This is a genomic window from Alteromonas sp. S015 (assembly GCF_036864485.1).
Lineage (GTDB): Bacteria > Pseudomonadota > Gammaproteobacteria > Enterobacterales > Alteromonadaceae > Alteromonas.
In genome coordinates this window covers 385042-403742 of sequence record NZ_JAZETO010000001.1, presented here as the reverse complement: position 1 = coordinate 403742, position 18701 = coordinate 385042, and the positions used below count along the sequence as shown (strand labels likewise).

The window sequence follows — 18701 nt, the reverse complement described above, 5'->3', positions numbered from 1 at the left end:
TTTATGCAAAACAGTCGTTACACTGAAAGAAGTGCATCAAGCTCTTCATTAAAGGCGTGTAAAGCCCACTCATTCTTACCGTATTGAATGTAGGGCAGAGCGCCGCTTTCTAACGATGATTGGATAGACTCACCCAAAGCCCAATCCTCGTTGAGCGTGGTATTGGTGATGTCGTGGTTTTTCTGCCAATGACGAAGCTGATTAATATCGTTAAGATCGGCGCTATTTGGGATTAAAGTGGTAATAGTAATTTCGGTTTCTCCCGCGCTCAGCGGGCGAAAGTTAATAAATTCAACGTGTTCCTTTTGTATAAGCAGCGCCGTATTAGGAAGCAACATGAACAGCGTGTGGCTATAGTCATGCAGCGATAAATCGTCTGTTGCCTGTGCTTCTTCAGACGACAAGTTCTTTGTGGGCATAACTACCCGGTAATGCATATCAACCTTGTCAATTACCGCAACATTGTTGTAAAAAAACGGCGCGATGGTCTCTTTGTGTGCAAATGCAAAGTGATAAGTCTCAAGCCCGCCCTCAGAAAAGAGTTTCCAATTACCCTTCCATACCTTAGTAAAGCGCTTGAAGTGGGTTAGTTCATCTGCTTTAAGCCACTCAAGGTGCGCATTCATACCTGCCAAGTGACCCGTTAAATGGGCTTTGATATCTTCATTTTCAGCAGCGCTTGGGCATACCCATATAAAGCCATACATTTCAATGCTAGGCAGTGCGATTAAGCCATTGTCTGACTTATCGGTATTTGGAAAGCAGTGCTGGTGACCTGGAATGTTGTTAAGAGCGCCATCAGTGGTATACGACCATGCGTGGTAAGGGCATACAAACTGCTTACTGCACCCCGAGCCTTCAACTAATTTCGCACCTCTATGTCGGCAGGCGTTTCTAAATACATGCACGAGGTTGTTCGAATCACGGCTGACAATCAACGAGCCCATAGTTGTCTTAACTTCTTTATAGCTGTCGAGCTCATCTACCTCAGAGGCATGAGCCACAATGGTCGGTAAAGAATTGAACACCTTTTTTAGTTCATCGTTAAATCGAGATTGGCTAGTGTATCTGTTAGTGTTTGAACGCACCTCAATATCACCCAGTGAGGTGGTTTTGTTAGCGACGTTTTGTTTCGCATTTTTAATCAACAACTTTTCGATATCGGTGTTCATGATGTCACTCCTAAACGGGAAGCGTATGTTTTGATAAATCAAACGCGGTATACGTATTTTAATTTACTTACCGGTTGGTAGGTTTTTACAAAATACCTACCAAGTGGTAAGCTGTCAATATGCTATTTACACTTTTTGCTTTGGAATGATGAAGTGAAATTAAAAACGAAAGATAAGTTATTGAGTACCGCCACAATTCTTTTTTCGAAAAATGGTTTTTATGGCACAAGTATTAATGATGTTGCCGCGGAGGTTAGCGTTAGCAAACAAGGCCTGCTGCATCATTTCCCTTCAAAAGAAAAACTTTACGCAGCCGTAATAGCACAGGCCGCTCATCATCTCGTCGATTTGGTAGAGGAAATAAAAACTGAATCAGATAATGCGCAAAATCAACTCTTCGCACTATTTAAAAGAATGGTATGCGCTGATGAAGAGCGATTAAGAGTGATCATTTTGCTGATGCGGGAGCTACTTGACAATCGTGAACGCGCTGAACAGGCACATAAGTGGTTTTTACGCCCGTTTCTTGATGATGTTGTGGCTATTGTCACAAGTGGAGAGCGACAGGGGTATTTTATTGGGAAATCACCGCTGGCTTTTGTGTATCACTTGTTGGGTGCAACGCAATACTACGTTATTTCCCGCCCTACGCTCGATAAGCTTTACACGCGCGAAGAACGGAAACTACACGAACAGCAGCACATGGAGATGTTAAAGGGTATTATTTTTGGTGCATAACTGCACCTAGCACGGTATTGCGTTAAGTGCTTCAATTTCTCGACGGGAATATTGACCCTTGATAGGGCCAATATTCAACCTGTTTCTACAAATGAAAGCTAATGGAAAGCCATTAAAACACTCTTTCTCTTCCGCTAACGGTTTGTTTGTCTCACAACCCTCAATTCCTAGTCCTACCAAAAAATTTTGCCACCTCTAAGCGATCAAAATTTTTTACAAATAATTTTATTATTGTTGACAACCTACCAGTTGGTAAGTTATTCCTATTTAGCCTACCAGTTGGTAGGTTTTAGTTCCCTTGTGCCTAACTAACTGCCTAAGGATGCGAAATAATGAATGATGTACTCCCTTTAAGTGCGCTGAGCCACAACTTTAAACATCTTGCTGTGAAACCGGCATTCTACCAACCTGATGGTGTAAGGCAGCGCGTATGGACTTGGAAAGAAGTAGAAAAAGCGGTGCGATCGTTAATAGGTGGTTTGCATGATTTAGGGCTGGGTAAAGGCGATGCTGTGGCAATTTATGGCAAAAATAGCGCCGAATGGATCATAGCTGACTGGGCGGTAATGCTGGCTGGTATGGTTTCAATTCCCATTTATCCGACGGCAAATGAAGAAACGCTGACTTTTATTATTGAGCGTACAAAATGCAAGGCCGTGTTTATTGGAAAACTTGACGATAACCAAGTAGGTAAGCGCGTGTTTTCCTCTTCGCTTGTGCAAATAGCGCTGCCTAATATTTCGATTGACGGCGCGATTGCATGGGACGACTGGGTGGCTCAAAAGTCGTTTACCGGTGAGTTCTTTGAAGGGGCAGCTGATAGTGTTATCAGTATCATGTACACATCAGGCTCGACGGGCACGCCCAAAGGCGTGGAACTTACACAGCTTGCATATGCATCATCATGTGCTGATACTGCAAGATTGTTTAACGTAAATCAAAGCGATAGGCTCTTTTCCTATCTACCTCTTGCTCATATTGCCGAGCGTGTTGTTACCGAAGGTATGATGATTTATGCCCCAGGAGCAGTGACTTATTTCTCCGAGTCACTTGAAACCTTCATTGATGACCTGAAAGCGGCAAAACCAACTGTTTTTTTCTCAGTTCCTCGCCTATGGGCCAAGTTTCTTGCTTCAATTTATCACACCGTTCCTAAGAAAAAACTGTCAGCGCTGTTAAAGGAGCCTTCTATAAATCAAAGTATTAAACGAAAAATAAAATGTAGTTTAGGCTTCGAAGAAACAAGGGTTTGGGTATCGGCTGCCGCACCAATCGCGAAAGAAATAATTGAAGAGTTTGAAGCCCTTGATATCTATATTTCTGAAGCCTGGGGCATGACCGAGGTAACGGGGGCTGGGTGTATCAACTACCCGTTTAAATCGTCGATGATTGGTACTATAGGCAAGCCCTTTACTGATGCTCAGGTTCGTCTTTCAAAAGATAATGAGATTCAGGTGAAGGGCCGCAATGTATTTGAACGTTACCATTTAAATCCAGAGGTAACTGCTGAAAGTTTCACCGACGACGGCTGGTTTAGAACCAAAGATAGAGGTGAGTGGGACGAGCAGGGCGCTCTTAAAATCGTAGGGCGATTAAAGGACGAATTCAAAACTACAACGGGGAAGTACATTATTCCTTCTCCTATCGAGGCAATAATGTGTAATCACGACATAATAGAATTAGCGTGTGTGATGGGGAGCAATAAGCCCCAACCTTTCGCTGCAGTTGTACTTAGCGATACTGCATTATTATTAGATAAAGACGCTATTAGACGAGAGCTTGAGCGGTTTCTTCAAAATACTAATGAAAGCCTAGAAAACCATCAAAAGCTAAGCCATATTCTTGTGGCTAGTGAACCATGGACTATTGAAAATAATATGCTTACGCCGACGATGAAAATTAGACGCTTTGAAATTGAGGCGAGATTTAAAGAAGCTGCGTCAACACTCAATAAAGAAGAAAAAATTTTGTGGTGTAGATAGCCAATAGCAAAACTGGTAAGTGTTCAGTGACCTTTAGTAGGCAATAGCGCAAATATAAAAAAGCTGGCAACCTAAAAAAGGAGCCAGCTTTTTGCTGTAAAATTGGGTTGTAGGCTTTTTACTCTGACTTTATACCGTGAAACGTACAGTGCAGCACAGGCAAAATAAGCAGCGTAAGTACGGTGGCAACGGTCAGACCAAATACAATAACAACTGCCATTGATGCGAAGAACGCGTCAGAAAACAGCGGGATCATACCCAGTATGGTGGTGATGGCTGCCATTGAAACGGGGCGTACACGAGATACTGATGCGGTAACAACCGCTTCAAACGCGCCGCTATTACCTTTTGCTTGTACATTTATTTCTTCCATCAATACGATACCGTTTTTAAGCACCATACCAATAAGGCTTAAGCTGCCGAGCAGCGCCATGAATGTAAAAGGTGCACCAACTAACACCAAGCCGCCAATAATGCCGATGGTAGTAAGCGGTATTACACCCCATATGGCTAACGCCTGGCGTAGCTTGCCAAACAGCAAAACGGTGATAATGAACATACCTAATATACCAATAGGCATACTTGCAAAGAGGGCGCTTTGTGCGTCTGTAGAGGTTTCGTATTCACCGCCCCATTCAATGTGGTAGCCCTCAGGCAGTTTAAGCGCTTCGACTAGAGGGCGAACTTTAGCTTGCACACTCGCAGCCGTCTCACCGGATAAAGGCATGGGCTCTGCATAAACCGCCAGCATCCGCACCCGGTTGCGGCGTTTGATGATAGGGTTATCAAGCGATACATCAACATTGCTGATAACATCAGCCATGCTTATATATTTACCTTGTTCTTGGCTCCATACGTTGAGTGAGGCGAGGTTATCAATGTCATAGCGCTGGTTTGGATCGTTGCGCATGACAATAGGTATTAAGTCGCTACCTTCGCGGTAAAGGCCCACAGTTTCACCTTCATTGTTAAGTAAAAACGCAGTGTGAACGGCATCGCGCGTTACGCCGATACGCCTGGCTTGTTCTTCCAGAAACACAGGTTCAACAAATGGGACTTTGTTGCTCCACGACAAGCGAACGCTGTCCATGGTTTTCTCTTCTTGAAATATCGCTTCAATGTCGCTGCTTATCTCACGCAAAACTTCAGGCTCTGGTCCGTAGATTCTCGCTTCAATTGCCGCTTTTGCAGAAGGGCCTACTTGAAGTGCTTTTACCTTGTATTGCACATTAGGGAAGTCTTCTCGCACCAGCTCGATAATTTCTCGCATACGGGCATCACGAGACTCAACCGTATCAGTTTCAACAATAAGCTGGCCATAACTGGCGTATCTGTCTTCTGGCGCATAGGTGAGGGTAAGGCGCTGTGCTCCACCGCCAATAACGCTTGTTACGTTGGCGATATTCTCCATGCCTAACACGTTGTCTTCTAAGCGACGAATAGACAGCTCGGTGGTTAAGATGTCGCTACCTTCAGGCAACCACAAATCGACGAAAAATAGCGGTGTGGATGAATCTGGGAAAAATGCATTTTTTACGAATTTACCTGACGCCATACTGCCTACTAATGCAATAAGTACCAGTACAATTGTCACGTAACGATGATTGATAGCAGCAGTAAGCACACGCTTGTATACCGTAAAAATAATGCCCTTATATGGGTCGTCATCTTCATCATTAGCACCGCGCTCTTTTTCAGTTTTAAACAGTAAGTCGAAAAAGAAGGGGGTAATGGTAAGTGCGGTGATCCAACTTAAGAAAAGCGAAAAGCACAGTACCCAGAAGAGGGAGCCGACGAATTCACCAGTGGCATCTGGCGAAAGACCGATTGGCGCAAAAGCGGTAATAGCAATGACAGTCGCGCCAAGTAGCGGTAATCCATTTTGAGACACCACGTCTTTTGCCGCCTGAAGCTTGGTTTGTCCTTTTCTTACGCCAATTAGCATGCCTTCGGTTACTACAATGGCGTTATCGACCAACATGCCTAGAGCAATAATAAGCGCACCCAAAGAGATTTTTTGCAACTCAATGCCTTTGACCGACATCAAAATGAAGGTGCCAAGAATGGTGAGCACAAGAATGAGTCCCATCAACACGCCACTGCGCCAGCCCATAAAAAGCAGAAGTACGAAAATTACGATGGCTACGGCTTCAACAAGGTTAATAAGAAAGCCAGTCACAGAATCGTCGACCACCGTGGGCTGGTTGTAAACGGTATCCAGCGTCATGCCCAGGGGCATTCGCTGCTCTAGCTCGGCAATTTTGCTATCAAGCCGTTTACCTACATCAACTACATTGACCGCCGACGCGAACGACACACCAATCGATAGGGCCGGTGTGCCAGAACTGTGATAAAGAATTGAAGGGGTATCGTTAAGCTTGCGCTCAATGGTCGCGATATCCGTTAAGCGAATAAGGCCGCTTGCCGGTGAACCAATGACTACTTGGCCTAACGCCTCTAAATTATCAAATTCACCGGTGGGCTGAATAGACAGGCGTTTGCCCTGAACCTTAATAGAGCCCGCGTTACCCACCACATTTTGCGCGGTTAAAAGGCCGGCTATGGATTCAGCAGAAACATTGAGGGTTTTCATTTTATCGTGATCTAAAGACACAATAATTTGTTCGCTCACCGTACCTGCAATAGATACTTTTTTTACACCCTCAACAAGCTGAATTTCTCGCTGCATTAAATCTGCAAAGTCCTCCATTTGCTTAAGACTGTAGTCTTCACTTTTGAGAGTGAGTAACAAACCAAATACATCACCAAAATCATCATTCACAATAGAGGTGCTGGTTCCTGGCGGCAGTGCTGCTTGTGCATCACCCACTTTACGGCGCAAGTTATCCCAGTATTGCTCTAGGTCCTTGGCCTGAACACTACTTTTAAGCTCAACGGTAATTTGCGATAGCCCTACCATGTTTACCGAGCTTATGCGCTTTACGTTGGGTATACGCTGAATGGCTTTTTCAAGCTGAAGCGTGACTTCTTCTTCAACTTGCTCAGGCGTCGCTCCCGGATATTGGGTGATAACCAGTGCGTTTCTAATAGTGAACTCGGGAAATTCTAACTGACCTAAGCCAAGAAAAGTTACGATGCCGCCCAGGCCTAATATGATGGCTACCATCCAGCTTATGACTTTTTGACGGAAAAAATACTCGACCATGACTTATAGGCCTCCTTCTTTCGTCCACTCCGTAACAGCTTGGCCTTCTTTTACAAGATGGGCACCAGCAGCAACGATTTTATCATCGTCGTTTAGTGGGCCTTCTACAAGCAGGCCATTAGAAATACCACGAGTGATCATCACTTCTACCGCTTCAACAGTGCCTTCCTTCGCGTCTTCACCGTCAGGTCTAAAGCGCCATACAATCGCCTTGTCAGGCTCAGCATTGTCAGTAACCACTGCACCGAAAGGAACCAACCAAAGCTTTGCGTCAGACTCAATTAACTTCGACATATCAAGCAATACAGTGGCGCTCATGCCGGAAAGAACATTGATGTCGTCTGGTTCTGGTAAAGTAATCGTTACTTCGTAGCTAAGTTCACCTTGTCGCGTGGTGCTTTCGTGGTCTTTATACATAGCGGCGTAGCGCTTTTCTGGCATACCAGAAAAAGTGACCCACGCCATTTCCGAGGTACGGTTTTCACGGGCTCGTGAGCGGTCAATCATGCGCATTTTTTGTTCTGGAAGCTGAAAAGTCACGTCGATAGCGCCCGGCATATGAAGCTCGGCAATAGTCTGCTGCGGTACAATAACTTGGTAATTTTCAACAGGTACCGACGCGATTAGCCCTGCAAATGGTGCGCGAAGCTCCGTGTAACTTAGCTGATCTTGCGCATTGGTCAGGCTGGCTTTAGCGGCTAAAAAATTGGCTTTCGCTTCATCAAAAGTAGAACGGCTTACGGCACCTTTTTCAACCGAGGCTTCCATACGCTCGAACATAGCCGATGACACGTCAAATTGAGATTGAGCGGTGGCGAGCTGCGCTTTTGCGTCTCTATCGTCAAGCCGTGCGATAAGCTGGTTTTCTTTTACTTCTTCACCTGCTTTTACTTTAAGTTCTTGAAGCTTACCGCCTATACGAAAAGAGAGGTTTGAATACTCAGCCGCTTCCACTTGCCCTGGGAATTTAGCAATGGTTTCGTCTGAATGCTGAACTTCATAAAGCGTTACCGGTGTTGAAGATACAGTTTTAGGTGGAGTAGGGGCGTCTTCACACGCACTTAGGCCAGCAAGTGCGGTAAATGCAACCACAGCGCGCACGGCTACACTGTTAAAGAGACTCTTTTTAGACAACATGGTAACTCTCCATTTAAATAAACCACTTTTCGTTCCCATTTTGGCAATGGGTTATCTTGTATTACGCGCCTATTAACCATCATTAAAGCGGATGGTATAGAAATCTAATATACGCTTACTTCAACGTACTTAAAGGTTATAGCGTTATTTTTCGTTTTCGATCAGAATTTTTGCTCACCAGTTCAAGGGTTAACCAGCGAGTTCAAATCAACATCTTCGACCCGTAGTGCGAATACGCAACAGAAATACCGCTAAGTTACACGTCCATTACTTCTTTGCGTTATCTGGTTTCTCATCGGGCGCTAGTTTTTCAGCATAACCTTTAGGCGGCGGAGTCCAGCCTCGCATCTTCGAATGTCTGTCATGTAAATCGGTTCTCAGCGCATCTTCAATGAGCGATTCCAGCTCGCTGAACAGTTTTAGGTAGTTGTTGTCTACCCGTTCGCCACTCGCATCATCTATCCATGCGTGATACAACACATCGTTTTGTTGAGATTCAATATTTTTGTAGGCCATTTTCTGTCGCTCAACATGGAACGGGTGGACATTGAGTGAGCGCAATGCTTCTGCGCCCATCTCCAGCGCACTATGATAGGTTTCTGAAACTACAAAATCTGCGCCCAGTTGGCGCAAGCGGTAGCCATGACCACGGTCAAAAGCACGGGCAAGTACTTTTACATTCGAAAAAGCGTGTTTGGCGTACTTCACCATTTCTGCTGCGGTTTCTCTGTCGTCAATGGCAATAACCAATAAAGACGCTTCGTGCGCCCCTGCGGTATGCAATATGTCAGGTTTAGATGCATCACCGAAATACGCTTTATTGCCAAAGCGTCTGAAAAGGTCTATCTGCTCAGAGCGAATATCGAGCACAACGGTTTTTACGTCATTAGCCGCTAAGAGGCGATTGACAATCTGTCCAAAACGACCTATGCCGGCAATGACCACAGTACCTTTCTCGTCAATTACATCTTCATTACGCTGTGATTTCGCATTCTTATAATGAGGAATAATGGCTTTGTCGAATAGGATGAAAAGCCCTGGCGTTAAGAACATGGAAATAGCCACAACAAGAGAAAGTACAGAAATAATGTCGCTGGGCAGCACGTAGTTTTGCGAGGCAAAACTGAGTAGCACGAAGCCAAATTCACCCGCCTGGGCAAGGCTTAGTGTGAACAACCATTTATTGGTGCCTTTTATTTTAAAAATTAAGGCGATGATAAACAGTACAACGGCTTTCACCAGCATAACCGCGACAGTTAGCCCTGCTATCAACATCGGGCTCTCACTAAGCACTGAAAAGTTAATGCCAGCGCCTACCGTAATAAAGAAGAGACCTAACAATAAACCTTTAAATGGCTCGACATTGGCTTCAAGTTCATGCCTGAATTCGCTGTTTGCCAACACAACGCCCGCTAAAAATGCGCCAAGAGCGGGGGACAGACCAACAAGCCCCATTAAAGCCGCAATACCAATAATGAGCATGAGCGCTGTCGCGGTAAAAATTTCCCGTAATCCCGATGCAGCAACAAACTTAAACAAAGGGCGACTTAAGTAGTGCCCGCCGACGGTAAGAAAGGCAATTGAGCTAATAATCACCAGACCAGAGGCCCAGGGGGCAAGCCCTTCAACCAAATTAAAGCTATCGTGTGACCCTGAATCGCCGCCATGTACATTTCCTGCTTCGACCAATTCGGGTATGGCAAGAAGGGGTATAAGCGCGAGCATAGGAATTACAGCAATATCTTGAAACAGCAAAACAGAAAAGGCACTTTTGCCTCCTTCAGTTTTCTGCAGGCCTTTTTCTTGCAATGTTTGTAAAACAATGGCGGTTGAAGAAAGGGCGAAAATAAGACCAATGGTAAGAGCAATGCTGAAAGGCTGTTCAAGCAACAGAGCGACACCAGTGATAAGCGCGGTAGTTAATGCTAATTGCAAACCGCCTAATCCCATAAGCTTTGACTTCATCGCCCACAACGAGCGAGGCTCAAGCTCTAGCCCAACCAAAAACAGCATCATGACTACACCGAATTCAGCAAAATGTTGAATGGCAACGGTCTCATCGCCAACAAGGCCGAATACCGGTCCTATGACAAGCCCAGCAATTAAATAGCCTAATACAGACCCCAATCCAAGGCGCTTTGCAATGGGCACGGCGATGACAGCGGCAACCAAGTAGATAAATGCATATAAGAAATAGCCAGTCACGTTAATCTCCTTGAGAAGTACAAAGGTCTGCGAGATTTTCGATACGCTTTGCTTTTTCTAAATCGAGGGTATTGGTTGTTAGCTTTTTCAGCAAAGTTACCCACTTGTCTTTGTGCTGAGCCACCCGGTGTTCTTCCTGCGCAGTACGAGAGCCAAATAGAGCAAAAGGGGCGATGTAAGTCATATGCGTGATTTGGGCCATTTGCTCTAATGGCTGAAGTAGTTGCCTAATAGTGTAATGATTGAAACCGTCAGTTTGATAGGCCTCTTCTTTGCCGCCTGCACTTAACGCACAAAGGAACAATTTATTTTTCAGCGCAGTACCTTCATGACCGTAGGCGAACCCATATTCCAACACCAGATCTTGCCACTCTTTTAAAATGGAAGGCGTTGAATACCAGTAAAGAGGAAACAGAAAAATAATAACATCGTGGTCGACTAGACGCTGCTGCTCTCGTTCAATATCAATATTGAAATCGGGATACTCTGCGTAAAGGTCAACAGCTGTAACGTGCTTATTTAATTGGGCTTCATGAAAAAGGGGCACATTCACTTCTGATCGAGTTTGCGCAGGGTGAGCAAAGAGAACCAGTACTTTTTTGCTGTTTTTTGTATCTTCAATGTTATTAATGTTAGTCATACATCTCTGCTTAAATCTATCTACCGTGCAGTGTTAGCGAATGCCCACACATTGATTCTTTTCCTAATACAACCTGAATTTTTAGAGCGATTGCGAATTAATATTTCTTCAAAGTTATAAGGTAACCTTAGTTTATTAGGTTGAAAAAAGTAACCTAATTACCATTATACACCTATAAATAAAAACAACGTCGAAAACAGTGTCGTCGAAGAAAAACTTTTAACTTTTGCTAAGAACAGTATAAACATGAAAACACCATTAAAAACACTCGCACTTGCATTATCTTTACTTTCTCCTATTGCACCACTTTCTACCCATGCTCTACCGCAAGGCAGTGAACTCAAAGCCGGGGCTGCGGTATGGAACTTGTTTGATGACGCAGACCGATACGCATTGCATGTAGCCTATGTCCACAAGCCGCTGGACTCGTTTTACGGTTTACGGCCTACCGTACTTCTGGTTAATGCGGACCAAGGCCAACATTACTTCGCAGCCGGTTTGGCAAAGGATGTCTATAATTACAACGACTTTTCTGTACGCGTTGCCTTCCATGCGGGCATTGTTGATGAATCTGAAAATTTAGGCGACACCGTTGAGTTCTATTCATCACTTTCCGGACTCTACAATTTCTCTGAATCTTTTTCACTAGAGGCTGAAATTGGCCACATTTCTAACGGTGGGCTAGGGGACACAAACCCTGGTTCAGAGTCGTTGGTGTTAAGTGCGCACTATCATTTCTAGCAGTGGGAATAACATTCTCAACGTGGTAGCTACCCCTCTATACCATTTGTTATAAAAATAACCCGCGAAATCGCGGGTTATTTTTTGCTTATCGCCTTTATTTACCTTCTCGATGCTAAATCGACAGCACGGCATTTACGTCAAAAGTCTAGGCATTCAACGCTTTTTTGACGTCGCTGGACAGCATTGGTAAGTGCCGCAATCTAACGCCCACTGCATCGTAAACAGCATTGCCAATGGCTGGTGCTACCCCAATAACGCCTGGCTCGCCCAATCCTACTGGAAATTCGTTGCTTTCAATGTACTCAATGTCCATAACAGGCACGTCATTCATTCTCAGTGGTTGGTATGTGGTTAAGTTTTTCTTTGCTACATATCCGTCTTTTATTTCATTGTGTTCGAATAACGCAAGGCTTGTACCCCAAAGCAGCGCGCCTTCCATTTGCGCCATAGCACCATCAGGGTGAACGATAATTCCTGCGTCAGCGACTACCCACAACTTTTTAAGTGTTATTTTTCCACTATTTTTATCAACGTGAACATGTGCCGCGGTAGCAAGCCATGCTGGCATCGTGCGTTCTTGGCCTGCAGTTACACTAAACCCAATACCTTCGTTCTCTCCAAGTGCAACACCAGCTGTCTTATCTTTAAGTTTTTTAAGGGTATGAGCTAGACGAGTTGCGCCGCCAACGCTTTCAGGGGCTTTGCCTGCCTGTTTGCCCTTACCATCGAGCATGGATAATCTAAAATCCACAGGGCTTTGATTAGCTTTGTGTGCTACTTCATCGATAAAGCTTTCTAATCCCCATACTATCCAACCTTGACCCACCGAGCGAAGCCACCCAGGCGTAAAGGTCTCTTGTGCGACTTTATTGTTTATAACTCGGGCCTGGTGATGTTGCATGGTGTACCAGTGGTCGGCGCCTGACGCTGAAAATGGGTCAACTTTTCCTTTCCCATCTACTCCGTCAGGCATGAAGCCGGGGGCCATTGCAAGCGTCGGCCAGCCTGCTGCCAAAGCGTGCTCCAAACCAGTGAAGTTGCCAGACTCATCGAAATAGGCGTTGAACAATGATGTTGATGCCGAACGAGGTTGATCAAACATCGTATCGTCAGGGCGCATAAATAGCATTTTAACCGGTTGTCCGGCCGCTTTAGCTGTAAGTAGAGCAGGAACTATCCAATCTCCAAACAGACGGCGCCCAAAGCCTCCACCCAGATAATATTGATGAATGATCACATCTGAATCAGGGACCTCTGCAGCTTTAGCGACAGCCGGAAGGGTAAGGCCTTGCCATTGATTACCGGTATGAATATGCCACTTACCTTCTTTAAATTCAGCAACTGCATTTAGCGGTTCAAGTTGAAAATGGCTAGCTGTTGCTGTGGTATATAAGGCTTCAATTGTTTCTGCCGCCTGCTTTTCGGCATTACGGATCTTCCCTTCATCGACAAATAGCGTCCCTTCACTTCTATCGCGGCAGATTCGCTCGCCCTCTTTTTGAATATCAGCTTCATTTACGTTGACCGTCTTTCCTGCGTCGTAGCTAACCTTCACTTTATCGATAGCCTTGATTGCAGTTGGGTAGTCAGACGCCAATACAGCGACCCACCCCTCAATAGTACCTGAAGGATCGGTGAGCACCTTGTAGCCTTTGTATCCGGGAAGTGACTTTGCTTGGCTGTCGTCGACTTTAGTGACTTTACTGCCATAGCGAGTAGGCGGGAGAATAGGGCGCGCGTAAAGCATATTGTCTACTTCAACATCGATACCGTAAACCGCTGTGCCGTCGGTTTTAGGTGGAATATCGAGTGCTTTATACTCATTACCCAAACCAATGAGGTGTTTTTTGTTTCCCGGCTTAATAGCTAAGCTTTCTAATTCGTCAGCCGAATAAACTTTATCAATATTACCATTGGAAACAATGTCACCGTAGCTTATTTTTTTTGTGCCCGACACAACGAAACCAGCGCTAGCTTCACAGTTAGATACTGGTTCGCCTAATAGTTTAGCACCGGCGTTAAGAAGAACTTGGCGGCCTGCCGCTCCTGCTTGCGACATGGGCTTGTAGCTTTGGAAAACAGACCACGAACCTCCCGTCACCATGTAGCCCCACTTAGGGTCGGTATCAACATGTACGATTGACACTTTGTCCCATTCGCATTCTAGTTCATCTGCTAAAATACGCGCTAGAGCAGTACCTACATGCTGCCCCATTTCAGCTTTCGCAATATTCACCGTTACATGGCCTTGTGTATCCATCTCAAACCAGACATTCGGTGAAAACGTTTTGTTTGCAATGGCTTCCTTCGCCGACAATACGGATGGAATTGCCGAGGCACCAAAAGCCATAAACAGTGACGTTTTCACAGAACCCGCCATAAATGAGCGACGAGACAAATTGATAGCGTCTTTTTTCTCTTTAGATAAGTCTTTTATGCTCATGCGTTTTCACCTTCTGATGAAGCGTTAGGGTCGTAATGCTGTACAGTAGACGTTGCAGCGCGCTTTATCGCTTTTTTAATTCTTGTGTAAGCCATACAACGACAGTAGTTGCCATTCATGTGATTAGCGATGTCTTGGTCGCTTGGATTAGGATTGCTATCAAGTAGTGTGGCGGCTTGCATTATTTGACCAGACTGACAATATCCACATTGCGGTACCTGCTCTTCCACCCAAGCAGATTGCAAAGGGTGGTCGCCATTTAAGCTTTCGATTGTATTGACCTTCTTTCCGTTAACGAGAGAGACAGGATAAGAGCATGAACGAATGGCATTGCCATCAATATGAACGGTACACACACCGCACATGGCAACACCGCAGCCGAACTTCGTGCCTTTAAGCCCAAATTCATCGCGAATTACCCAAACCAAGGGCGTATCTGAGGTGGCATCCGTCTGCACTTTTTTTCCATTTAACATAAATTCAATCATGGTAATCATCACCGTGAAGTTAGAGTCTAAGTAGCTCTCGCCAAGGTAAAAACTTGGTTTGAACGGTCTGTTTTGCCTGTTATCTGTGCCTGACGTTAATATTTATTTTCACCAGGCTTTTGTTTGGTCCTTTGTGAACCCAATATTTATAAAGTAGACTAATTGACTATGGATATACGACTATTAGCCAAAATAGTTTATGTGGTATAGTTTAGTTACCTTGTTCAACTAAGCAATTAGTTTACTTTTAGTTACTAGTCGCTTTTTCAAAGGACACTAATGAAAACTGAAATAAAAACAGACGCTAAGGGTAGAAAAACCGTTTTAAATACGTGTACGGAACCTTGTGCTATTGAGCGTGGAATGCGCCTAATTGGTGGAAAATGGACGGGTTCTATTATTTATCATCTTAAAGATGAACCTGTTCGATTTAACGACCTATGTAGAATGCTAGGTGGCGCCAGCCGAAAAATGGTAGACCAGCGTTTAAAAGAGCTGGAAAATAACGGTATGGTCATTCGTAATGTTATCGACTCTCGACCCATTGCTGTAGCCTATAGTCTCACCGATTTCGGGCGTTCTGCGTTAGATATTCTTGAGCAGTTGAGAGTCTGGTCTGAAAGCAACACAAACGATTAAGACGTGACGTGCAAAGTACAGGAAAACGAAAACGGTGAGCGTTACTGCTCACCGTTTTGACATAGTTTAGCTTAAAATAGCAACCCTAAACTGACACAAGTGGTAATCGTAATACCTTTTCTACAAGTGTATCTGCTTTCTCTTGAAAGCTTTGAAAATGCGCAGTGGCTTCATGAGCATAGAGTGCTTCTTGAGTTTTCCATTTCTCAGTAATAACAAATACGCCGTCTTCGCACGAATGTAGGTCGTACATTACTGCCCCTTTCTCTACTCGGCTTGCTTTAACCAAAGGCGTTAGTGCTTCTAACAGCGCATCTTTTTGACGAGGTTTAGAAAAGATAATGACTGAAAATTCGATCACATTTTTCTCCAAATAATAAAGTGCTTAGCATAAGTAAACTGGAGACATTGTAATAGTATTTAACGCTGGTTTGTTCTTTTTATCAGGTAAGAGGCACGTTGCCTTATTCGATGTCTTTCGCTGTGCATAGGCCCATGTAGCAGAAGCTTATCTAAGCCTTTTTCTCATTTTTATCCATTAGCTAGTAAATAAAAGTAATCTATACTTGATTATACCAAAGTATATATTGGTCTTATTTTAACTTAAGTACCACTTTTCTTGAGGCGACGGAATGCAGTTATTTACCGGGGCGGTGCCCAATGTTTGAAAAAACCTTTCACTTTTGTCCCGTTGGGCTGGCTCATGTCAGTTTGGACGGAAGCTTCATTCGCGTGAATAAGCGTCTGTGTGATTTTTTAGGGTACTCAAAGGAGCAACTTACCGCACTCACGTTTCAGCAATTGACGGCGCCAGATTACCTTGATGAAGACCTTGACTGTGTAGCGCGTCTATTGAAAGGCGACATTGATGATTACTCAATGGAGAAACGTTACCTAAGACGTGATGGTGAGGAGGTTTGGGCTAAGCTCACGGTTGCATTAGTTAGGGACGGGCGCGGGAATCCTGACTACTTTATTTCTGTTGTTGAAGATATTGACGAGAAAAAGCGTATTCAATCGGAACTATTTCAAGTCGATGCGCTGTTCAGCAAAATAGTGAGCGCGTTTTCGGACAGAACCTTTATTTGGGTAGCGACGCCTGATTTAACCAAGCTAAAATATGTTAATGACGGATATGGGAACATTTTTGGTCGCAACGAATTTGAACTTTACTGTAATCCCACTAGCTTTATTGACCACGTTCATGAAGATGATAAAGCGCGCGTACTAAAACTTTTCGGTCAGCGCCCTTTGCAAAATTGGGATATTCAATATCGTATCTATGATGCAAAAGGCGAGGTCAAATACCTTCACGACCGAGGGAGTTTGATTTTTGACGACCGTGAGTTGCAGTCGCTTATTTTAGGTACTGCAGACGACATAACAAAAGAGAAAAATCAACAGCAAGCTTTGATCAGCGCCGTCGCTAAATTAGAGCACCTTTCTAAAACGGATTCTCTCACGGGACTTGCCAATAGAAGAGAAATTTTTAGCCTGTTAGGTGATGAAATCTCTCGGATGATGCGTGGTCAACCGGCTTCAACGCTTGTTTACATTGACTTAAACAAATTCAAAGAAATTAACGACAAGTATGGGCACAAAACAGGCGACAAAGCATTAGTCACTTTTTCTAAAAACATGCGTGCGCAATTACGAGAGAGCGATAGATTTGGACGTATCGGTGGTGATGAATTTGTTATTATGCTCTACGGCACTGATGAAAACGAAACGGCTACTTTTTTTGACAGAATTCAGAACGATAAATTGAAAGTGGAAGTCGATGGTAGCAATATTGTACCTATCAACTTCAGTGTTGGTTGGGTTCAGTGGAACGAGAGTATCAACTCTGTGCAAGAGTGGTTAGATAGGGCTGACGAGGTAATGTACGAAAAAAAGCATCAAGGGCAGGTTCTATCTTTTACCGCTCTGAACGAGGCGGAAACTAGTAGGGTAGGTAAGGCAGTGTAGCGCGAAAGTTTTTATAACTTACCGTGCTACACCACGTAACGACCGTTACTGATTTCTCTGAGCAAACCAGTGAGCTATCACTTGCCTTTCTTCTTCTGTCATGTTTGTTTTGTTCAAAAATGGCATATCTCTAGTCACAGTTGTTCTTCTAACCACTTGCGGCGCAAACCTTTCAATATCTGCCCATGAATCTAGCACTACGCCCATCGGCGCTACTTTAAATATGTCGTCGGTGGGCGTGCGCGAGTGGCAGCTTACACAGTGAGCGGTAATCAAGCCTGCGACGCGTTCATTACTAATTATTGACGCTTTTTCTTTTTCCATACCGTTAGAAGATGCTAAGGGGGCACTTGGCGCAGATTGTTCCGCTGACTCCGAGTTCATGGCTGAAGAACTCAGCGTATTATCATGACTCAACGGTTGCATTGACGAGGTTTGCGGCCAGGATACCCATAGTGCAATGGCAAGCATGGCAACGGCGCCCGACACTAAAATGCTTGGCTTAGTAGTACCCACATGACGAAGATTAAAGAAATGTCGTATCCAAGCCGCAGCGGCCATGATTGCAATCAACACTAGCCAATTTTGAGGGTGCTGATAGGTCATGGGGTAATGATTTGAAATCATGATAAACAGCAGGGGCAGCGTGAAGTAATTATTGTGTACCGAGCGCAGCTTCGCGCTTGCTCCCCAATTCGGGTCAATATCTTTTTTGTCAGCCACCGCCGCCACCATTTTGCGTTGGTTCGGCATAATATTGAGAAAAACATTACCCGCCATGATAGTGCCGATAAGCGCGCCTACGTGAATATAGGCGCCGCGGCCGCTAAACCACTGTGTGGATAAATAACTAACAACACAAATAAGCGTAACTAATCCAATACCGAAGGCGAGCGGGTATTTTGCCAATGGGCTGCGACAGCCAAGCTCATATATGGCTAGCCCACCAAAGATTAACCCAAGTCCTAAAGATATTGCCGTGGTTGGTGACATGGCATTAACTGACGGGTCGATGAGGTAAGCGCTAGCGCCAAAGTAGTAAACAATGATGAGTAAAGCAAAGCCTGATAACCAAGTGGTATAGGCTTCCCATTTAAACCAGTGCAACGTTTCGGGCATTTTTTCTGGTCCATAGGCATATTTGGCGACTTCATAGAAACCCCCACCATGAATAGCCCACAAATCACCTTTGATGCCTTTGTCTTGTTTCCATTTCGGCGGCGTACGTAAGTTGTTGTCTAACCAAATAAAGTAAAACGACGCACCAATCCACGCTACGCCGGCCACAACGTGAAACCAACGTACGAATAAACTAACCCAATCGAGCCACGGCATTATTGTTCTCCTTGTTTAGGGCCCAAAGGCCCTACAGCAGCCTG

At 44.6% G+C, this 18701-nt stretch carries 14 protein-coding genes; 5 read left to right on the top strand and 9 right to left on the bottom strand.

All coding sequences use genetic code 11. The features are described 5' to 3' along the window. Positions 1-17: 17 nt before the first annotated feature. On the bottom strand, positions 18-1172 hold the full coding sequence (locus tag V7R42_RS01670; protein WP_334018509.1) for an aromatic ring-hydroxylating oxygenase subunit alpha: 1155 nt from the start codon (positions 1170-1172) through the stop codon (positions 18-20). 153 nt (positions 1173-1325) lie between these two features. On the opposite strand from V7R42_RS01670, the gene V7R42_RS01665 reads away from it, so the two are divergent. After that, on the top strand, positions 1326-1910 hold the full coding sequence (locus V7R42_RS01665; protein ID WP_334018508.1) for a TetR/AcrR family transcriptional regulator: 585 nt from the start codon (positions 1326-1328) through the stop codon (positions 1908-1910). Between the two features lie 332 nt (positions 1911-2242). After that, positions 2243-3892, top strand: coding sequence for an AMP-binding protein (locus V7R42_RS01660; RefSeq protein WP_334018507.1), 1650 nt, complete (start codon positions 2243-2245; stop codon positions 3890-3892). Positions 3893-4010: 118 nt separating this feature from the next. Here V7R42_RS01660 and V7R42_RS01655 read toward each other — a convergent pair whose 3' ends face one another. The 4 genes from V7R42_RS01655 to V7R42_RS01640 form a co-directional block, all read right to left on the bottom strand. Continuing rightward, positions 4011-7058: an efflux RND transporter permease subunit gene (locus V7R42_RS01655; RefSeq protein ID WP_334018506.1), complete on the bottom strand. Its 3048-nt coding sequence runs from the start codon at positions 7056-7058 to the stop codon at positions 4011-4013. Between the two features lie 3 nt (positions 7059-7061). Further along, positions 7062-8195 (bottom strand): efflux RND transporter periplasmic adaptor subunit, encoded by a 1134-nt coding sequence (locus tag V7R42_RS01650; RefSeq protein WP_334018505.1) that lies wholly within the window; start codon positions 8193-8195, stop codon positions 7062-7064. A 267-nt stretch (positions 8196-8462) separates the two neighbouring features. Beyond that, positions 8463-10400 (bottom strand): monovalent cation:proton antiporter-2 (CPA2) family protein, encoded by a 1938-nt coding sequence (locus V7R42_RS01645; protein ID WP_334018504.1) that lies wholly within the window; start codon positions 10398-10400, stop codon positions 8463-8465. Between the two features lies 1 nt (position 10401). Continuing rightward, positions 10402-11040: an NAD(P)H-dependent oxidoreductase gene (locus V7R42_RS01640; protein WP_334018503.1), complete on the bottom strand. Its 639-nt coding sequence runs from the start codon at positions 11038-11040 to the stop codon at positions 10402-10404. Positions 11041-11286: 246 nt separating this feature from the next. On the opposite strand from V7R42_RS01640, the gene V7R42_RS01635 reads away from it, so the two are divergent. Continuing rightward, positions 11287-11781 (top strand): acyloxyacyl hydrolase, encoded by a 495-nt coding sequence (locus V7R42_RS01635; RefSeq protein ID WP_334018502.1) that lies wholly within the window; start codon positions 11287-11289, stop codon positions 11779-11781. Between the two features lie 148 nt (positions 11782-11929). Here the strand turns inward: V7R42_RS01635 and V7R42_RS01630 are convergent, their stop codons facing one another. Continuing rightward, on the bottom strand, positions 11930-14227 hold the full coding sequence (locus V7R42_RS01630; protein WP_334018501.1) for a xanthine dehydrogenase family protein molybdopterin-binding subunit: 2298 nt from the start codon (positions 14225-14227) through the stop codon (positions 11930-11932). Then, positions 14224-14715, bottom strand: coding sequence for a (2Fe-2S)-binding protein (locus V7R42_RS01625; protein ID WP_334018500.1), 492 nt, complete (start codon positions 14713-14715; stop codon positions 14224-14226). Before V7R42_RS01625 ends, V7R42_RS01630 begins: the two co-directional genes overlap by 4 nt. A 279-nt stretch (positions 14716-14994) precedes the next feature. On the opposite strand from V7R42_RS01625, the gene V7R42_RS01620 reads away from it, so the two are divergent. Further along, the gene (locus V7R42_RS01620) at positions 14995-15354 is read left to right on the top strand and encodes a winged helix-turn-helix transcriptional regulator (RefSeq protein WP_334018499.1); all 360 of its coding nucleotides are present in this window, start codon (positions 14995-14997) and stop codon (positions 15352-15354) included. Between the two features lie 85 nt (positions 15355-15439). Here V7R42_RS01620 and V7R42_RS01615 read toward each other — a convergent pair whose 3' ends face one another. Next, positions 15440-15715, bottom strand: coding sequence for a putative quinol monooxygenase (locus tag V7R42_RS01615; protein WP_334018498.1), 276 nt, complete (start codon positions 15713-15715; stop codon positions 15440-15442). A 299-nt stretch (positions 15716-16014) separates the two neighbouring features. On the opposite strand from V7R42_RS01615, the gene V7R42_RS01610 reads away from it, so the two are divergent. After that, positions 16015-17322 (top strand): diguanylate cyclase, encoded by a 1308-nt coding sequence (locus V7R42_RS01610; RefSeq protein WP_334018497.1) that lies wholly within the window; start codon positions 16015-16017, stop codon positions 17320-17322. 45 nt (positions 17323-17367) lie between these two features. Here V7R42_RS01610 and V7R42_RS01605 read toward each other — a convergent pair whose 3' ends face one another. After that, positions 17368-18657: a urate hydroxylase PuuD gene (locus tag V7R42_RS01605; protein WP_334018496.1), complete on the bottom strand. Its 1290-nt coding sequence runs from the start codon at positions 18655-18657 to the stop codon at positions 17368-17370. Positions 18658-18701 lie beyond the last annotated feature (44 nt).

What these genes read in the sequence shown, in the direction of transcription:
- V7R42_RS01670 (WP_334018509.1), bottom strand. Translation starts at nt 1,172, where the DNA reads ATGAACACCGATATCGAAAAGTTGTTGATTAAAAATGCGAAACAAAAC.
- V7R42_RS01660 (WP_334018507.1), top strand. Translation starts at nt 2,243, where the DNA reads ATGAATGATGTACTCCCTTTAAGTGCGCTGAGCCACAACTTTAAACAT.
- V7R42_RS01655 (WP_334018506.1), bottom strand. Translation starts at nt 7,058, where the DNA reads ATGGTCGAGTATTTTTTCCGTCAAAAAGTCATAAGCTGGATGGTAGCC.
- V7R42_RS01650 (WP_334018505.1), bottom strand. Translation starts at nt 8,195, where the DNA reads ATGTTGTCTAAAAAGAGTCTCTTTAACAGTGTAGCCGTGCGCGCTGTG.
- V7R42_RS01640 (WP_334018503.1), bottom strand. Translation starts at nt 11,040, where the DNA reads ATGACTAACATTAATAACATTGAAGATACAAAAAACAGCAAAAAAGTA.
- V7R42_RS01635 (WP_334018502.1), top strand. Translation starts at nt 11,287, where the DNA reads ATGAAAACACCATTAAAAACACTCGCACTTGCATTATCTTTACTTTCT.
- V7R42_RS01630 (WP_334018501.1), bottom strand. Translation starts at nt 14,227, where the DNA reads ATGAGCATAAAAGACTTATCTAAAGAGAAAAAAGACGCTATCAATTTG.
- V7R42_RS01625 (WP_334018500.1), bottom strand. Translation starts at nt 14,715, where the DNA reads ATGATTGAATTTATGTTAAATGGAAAAAAAGTGCAGACGGATGCCACC.
- V7R42_RS01620 (WP_334018499.1), top strand. Translation starts at nt 14,995, where the DNA reads ATGAAAACTGAAATAAAAACAGACGCTAAGGGTAGAAAAACCGTTTTA.
- V7R42_RS01610 (WP_334018497.1), top strand. Translation starts at nt 16,015, where the DNA reads ATGTTTGAAAAAACCTTTCACTTTTGTCCCGTTGGGCTGGCTCATGTC.
- V7R42_RS01605 (WP_334018496.1), bottom strand. Translation starts at nt 18,657, where the DNA reads ATGCCGTGGCTCGATTGGGTTAGTTTATTCGTACGTTGGTTTCACGTT.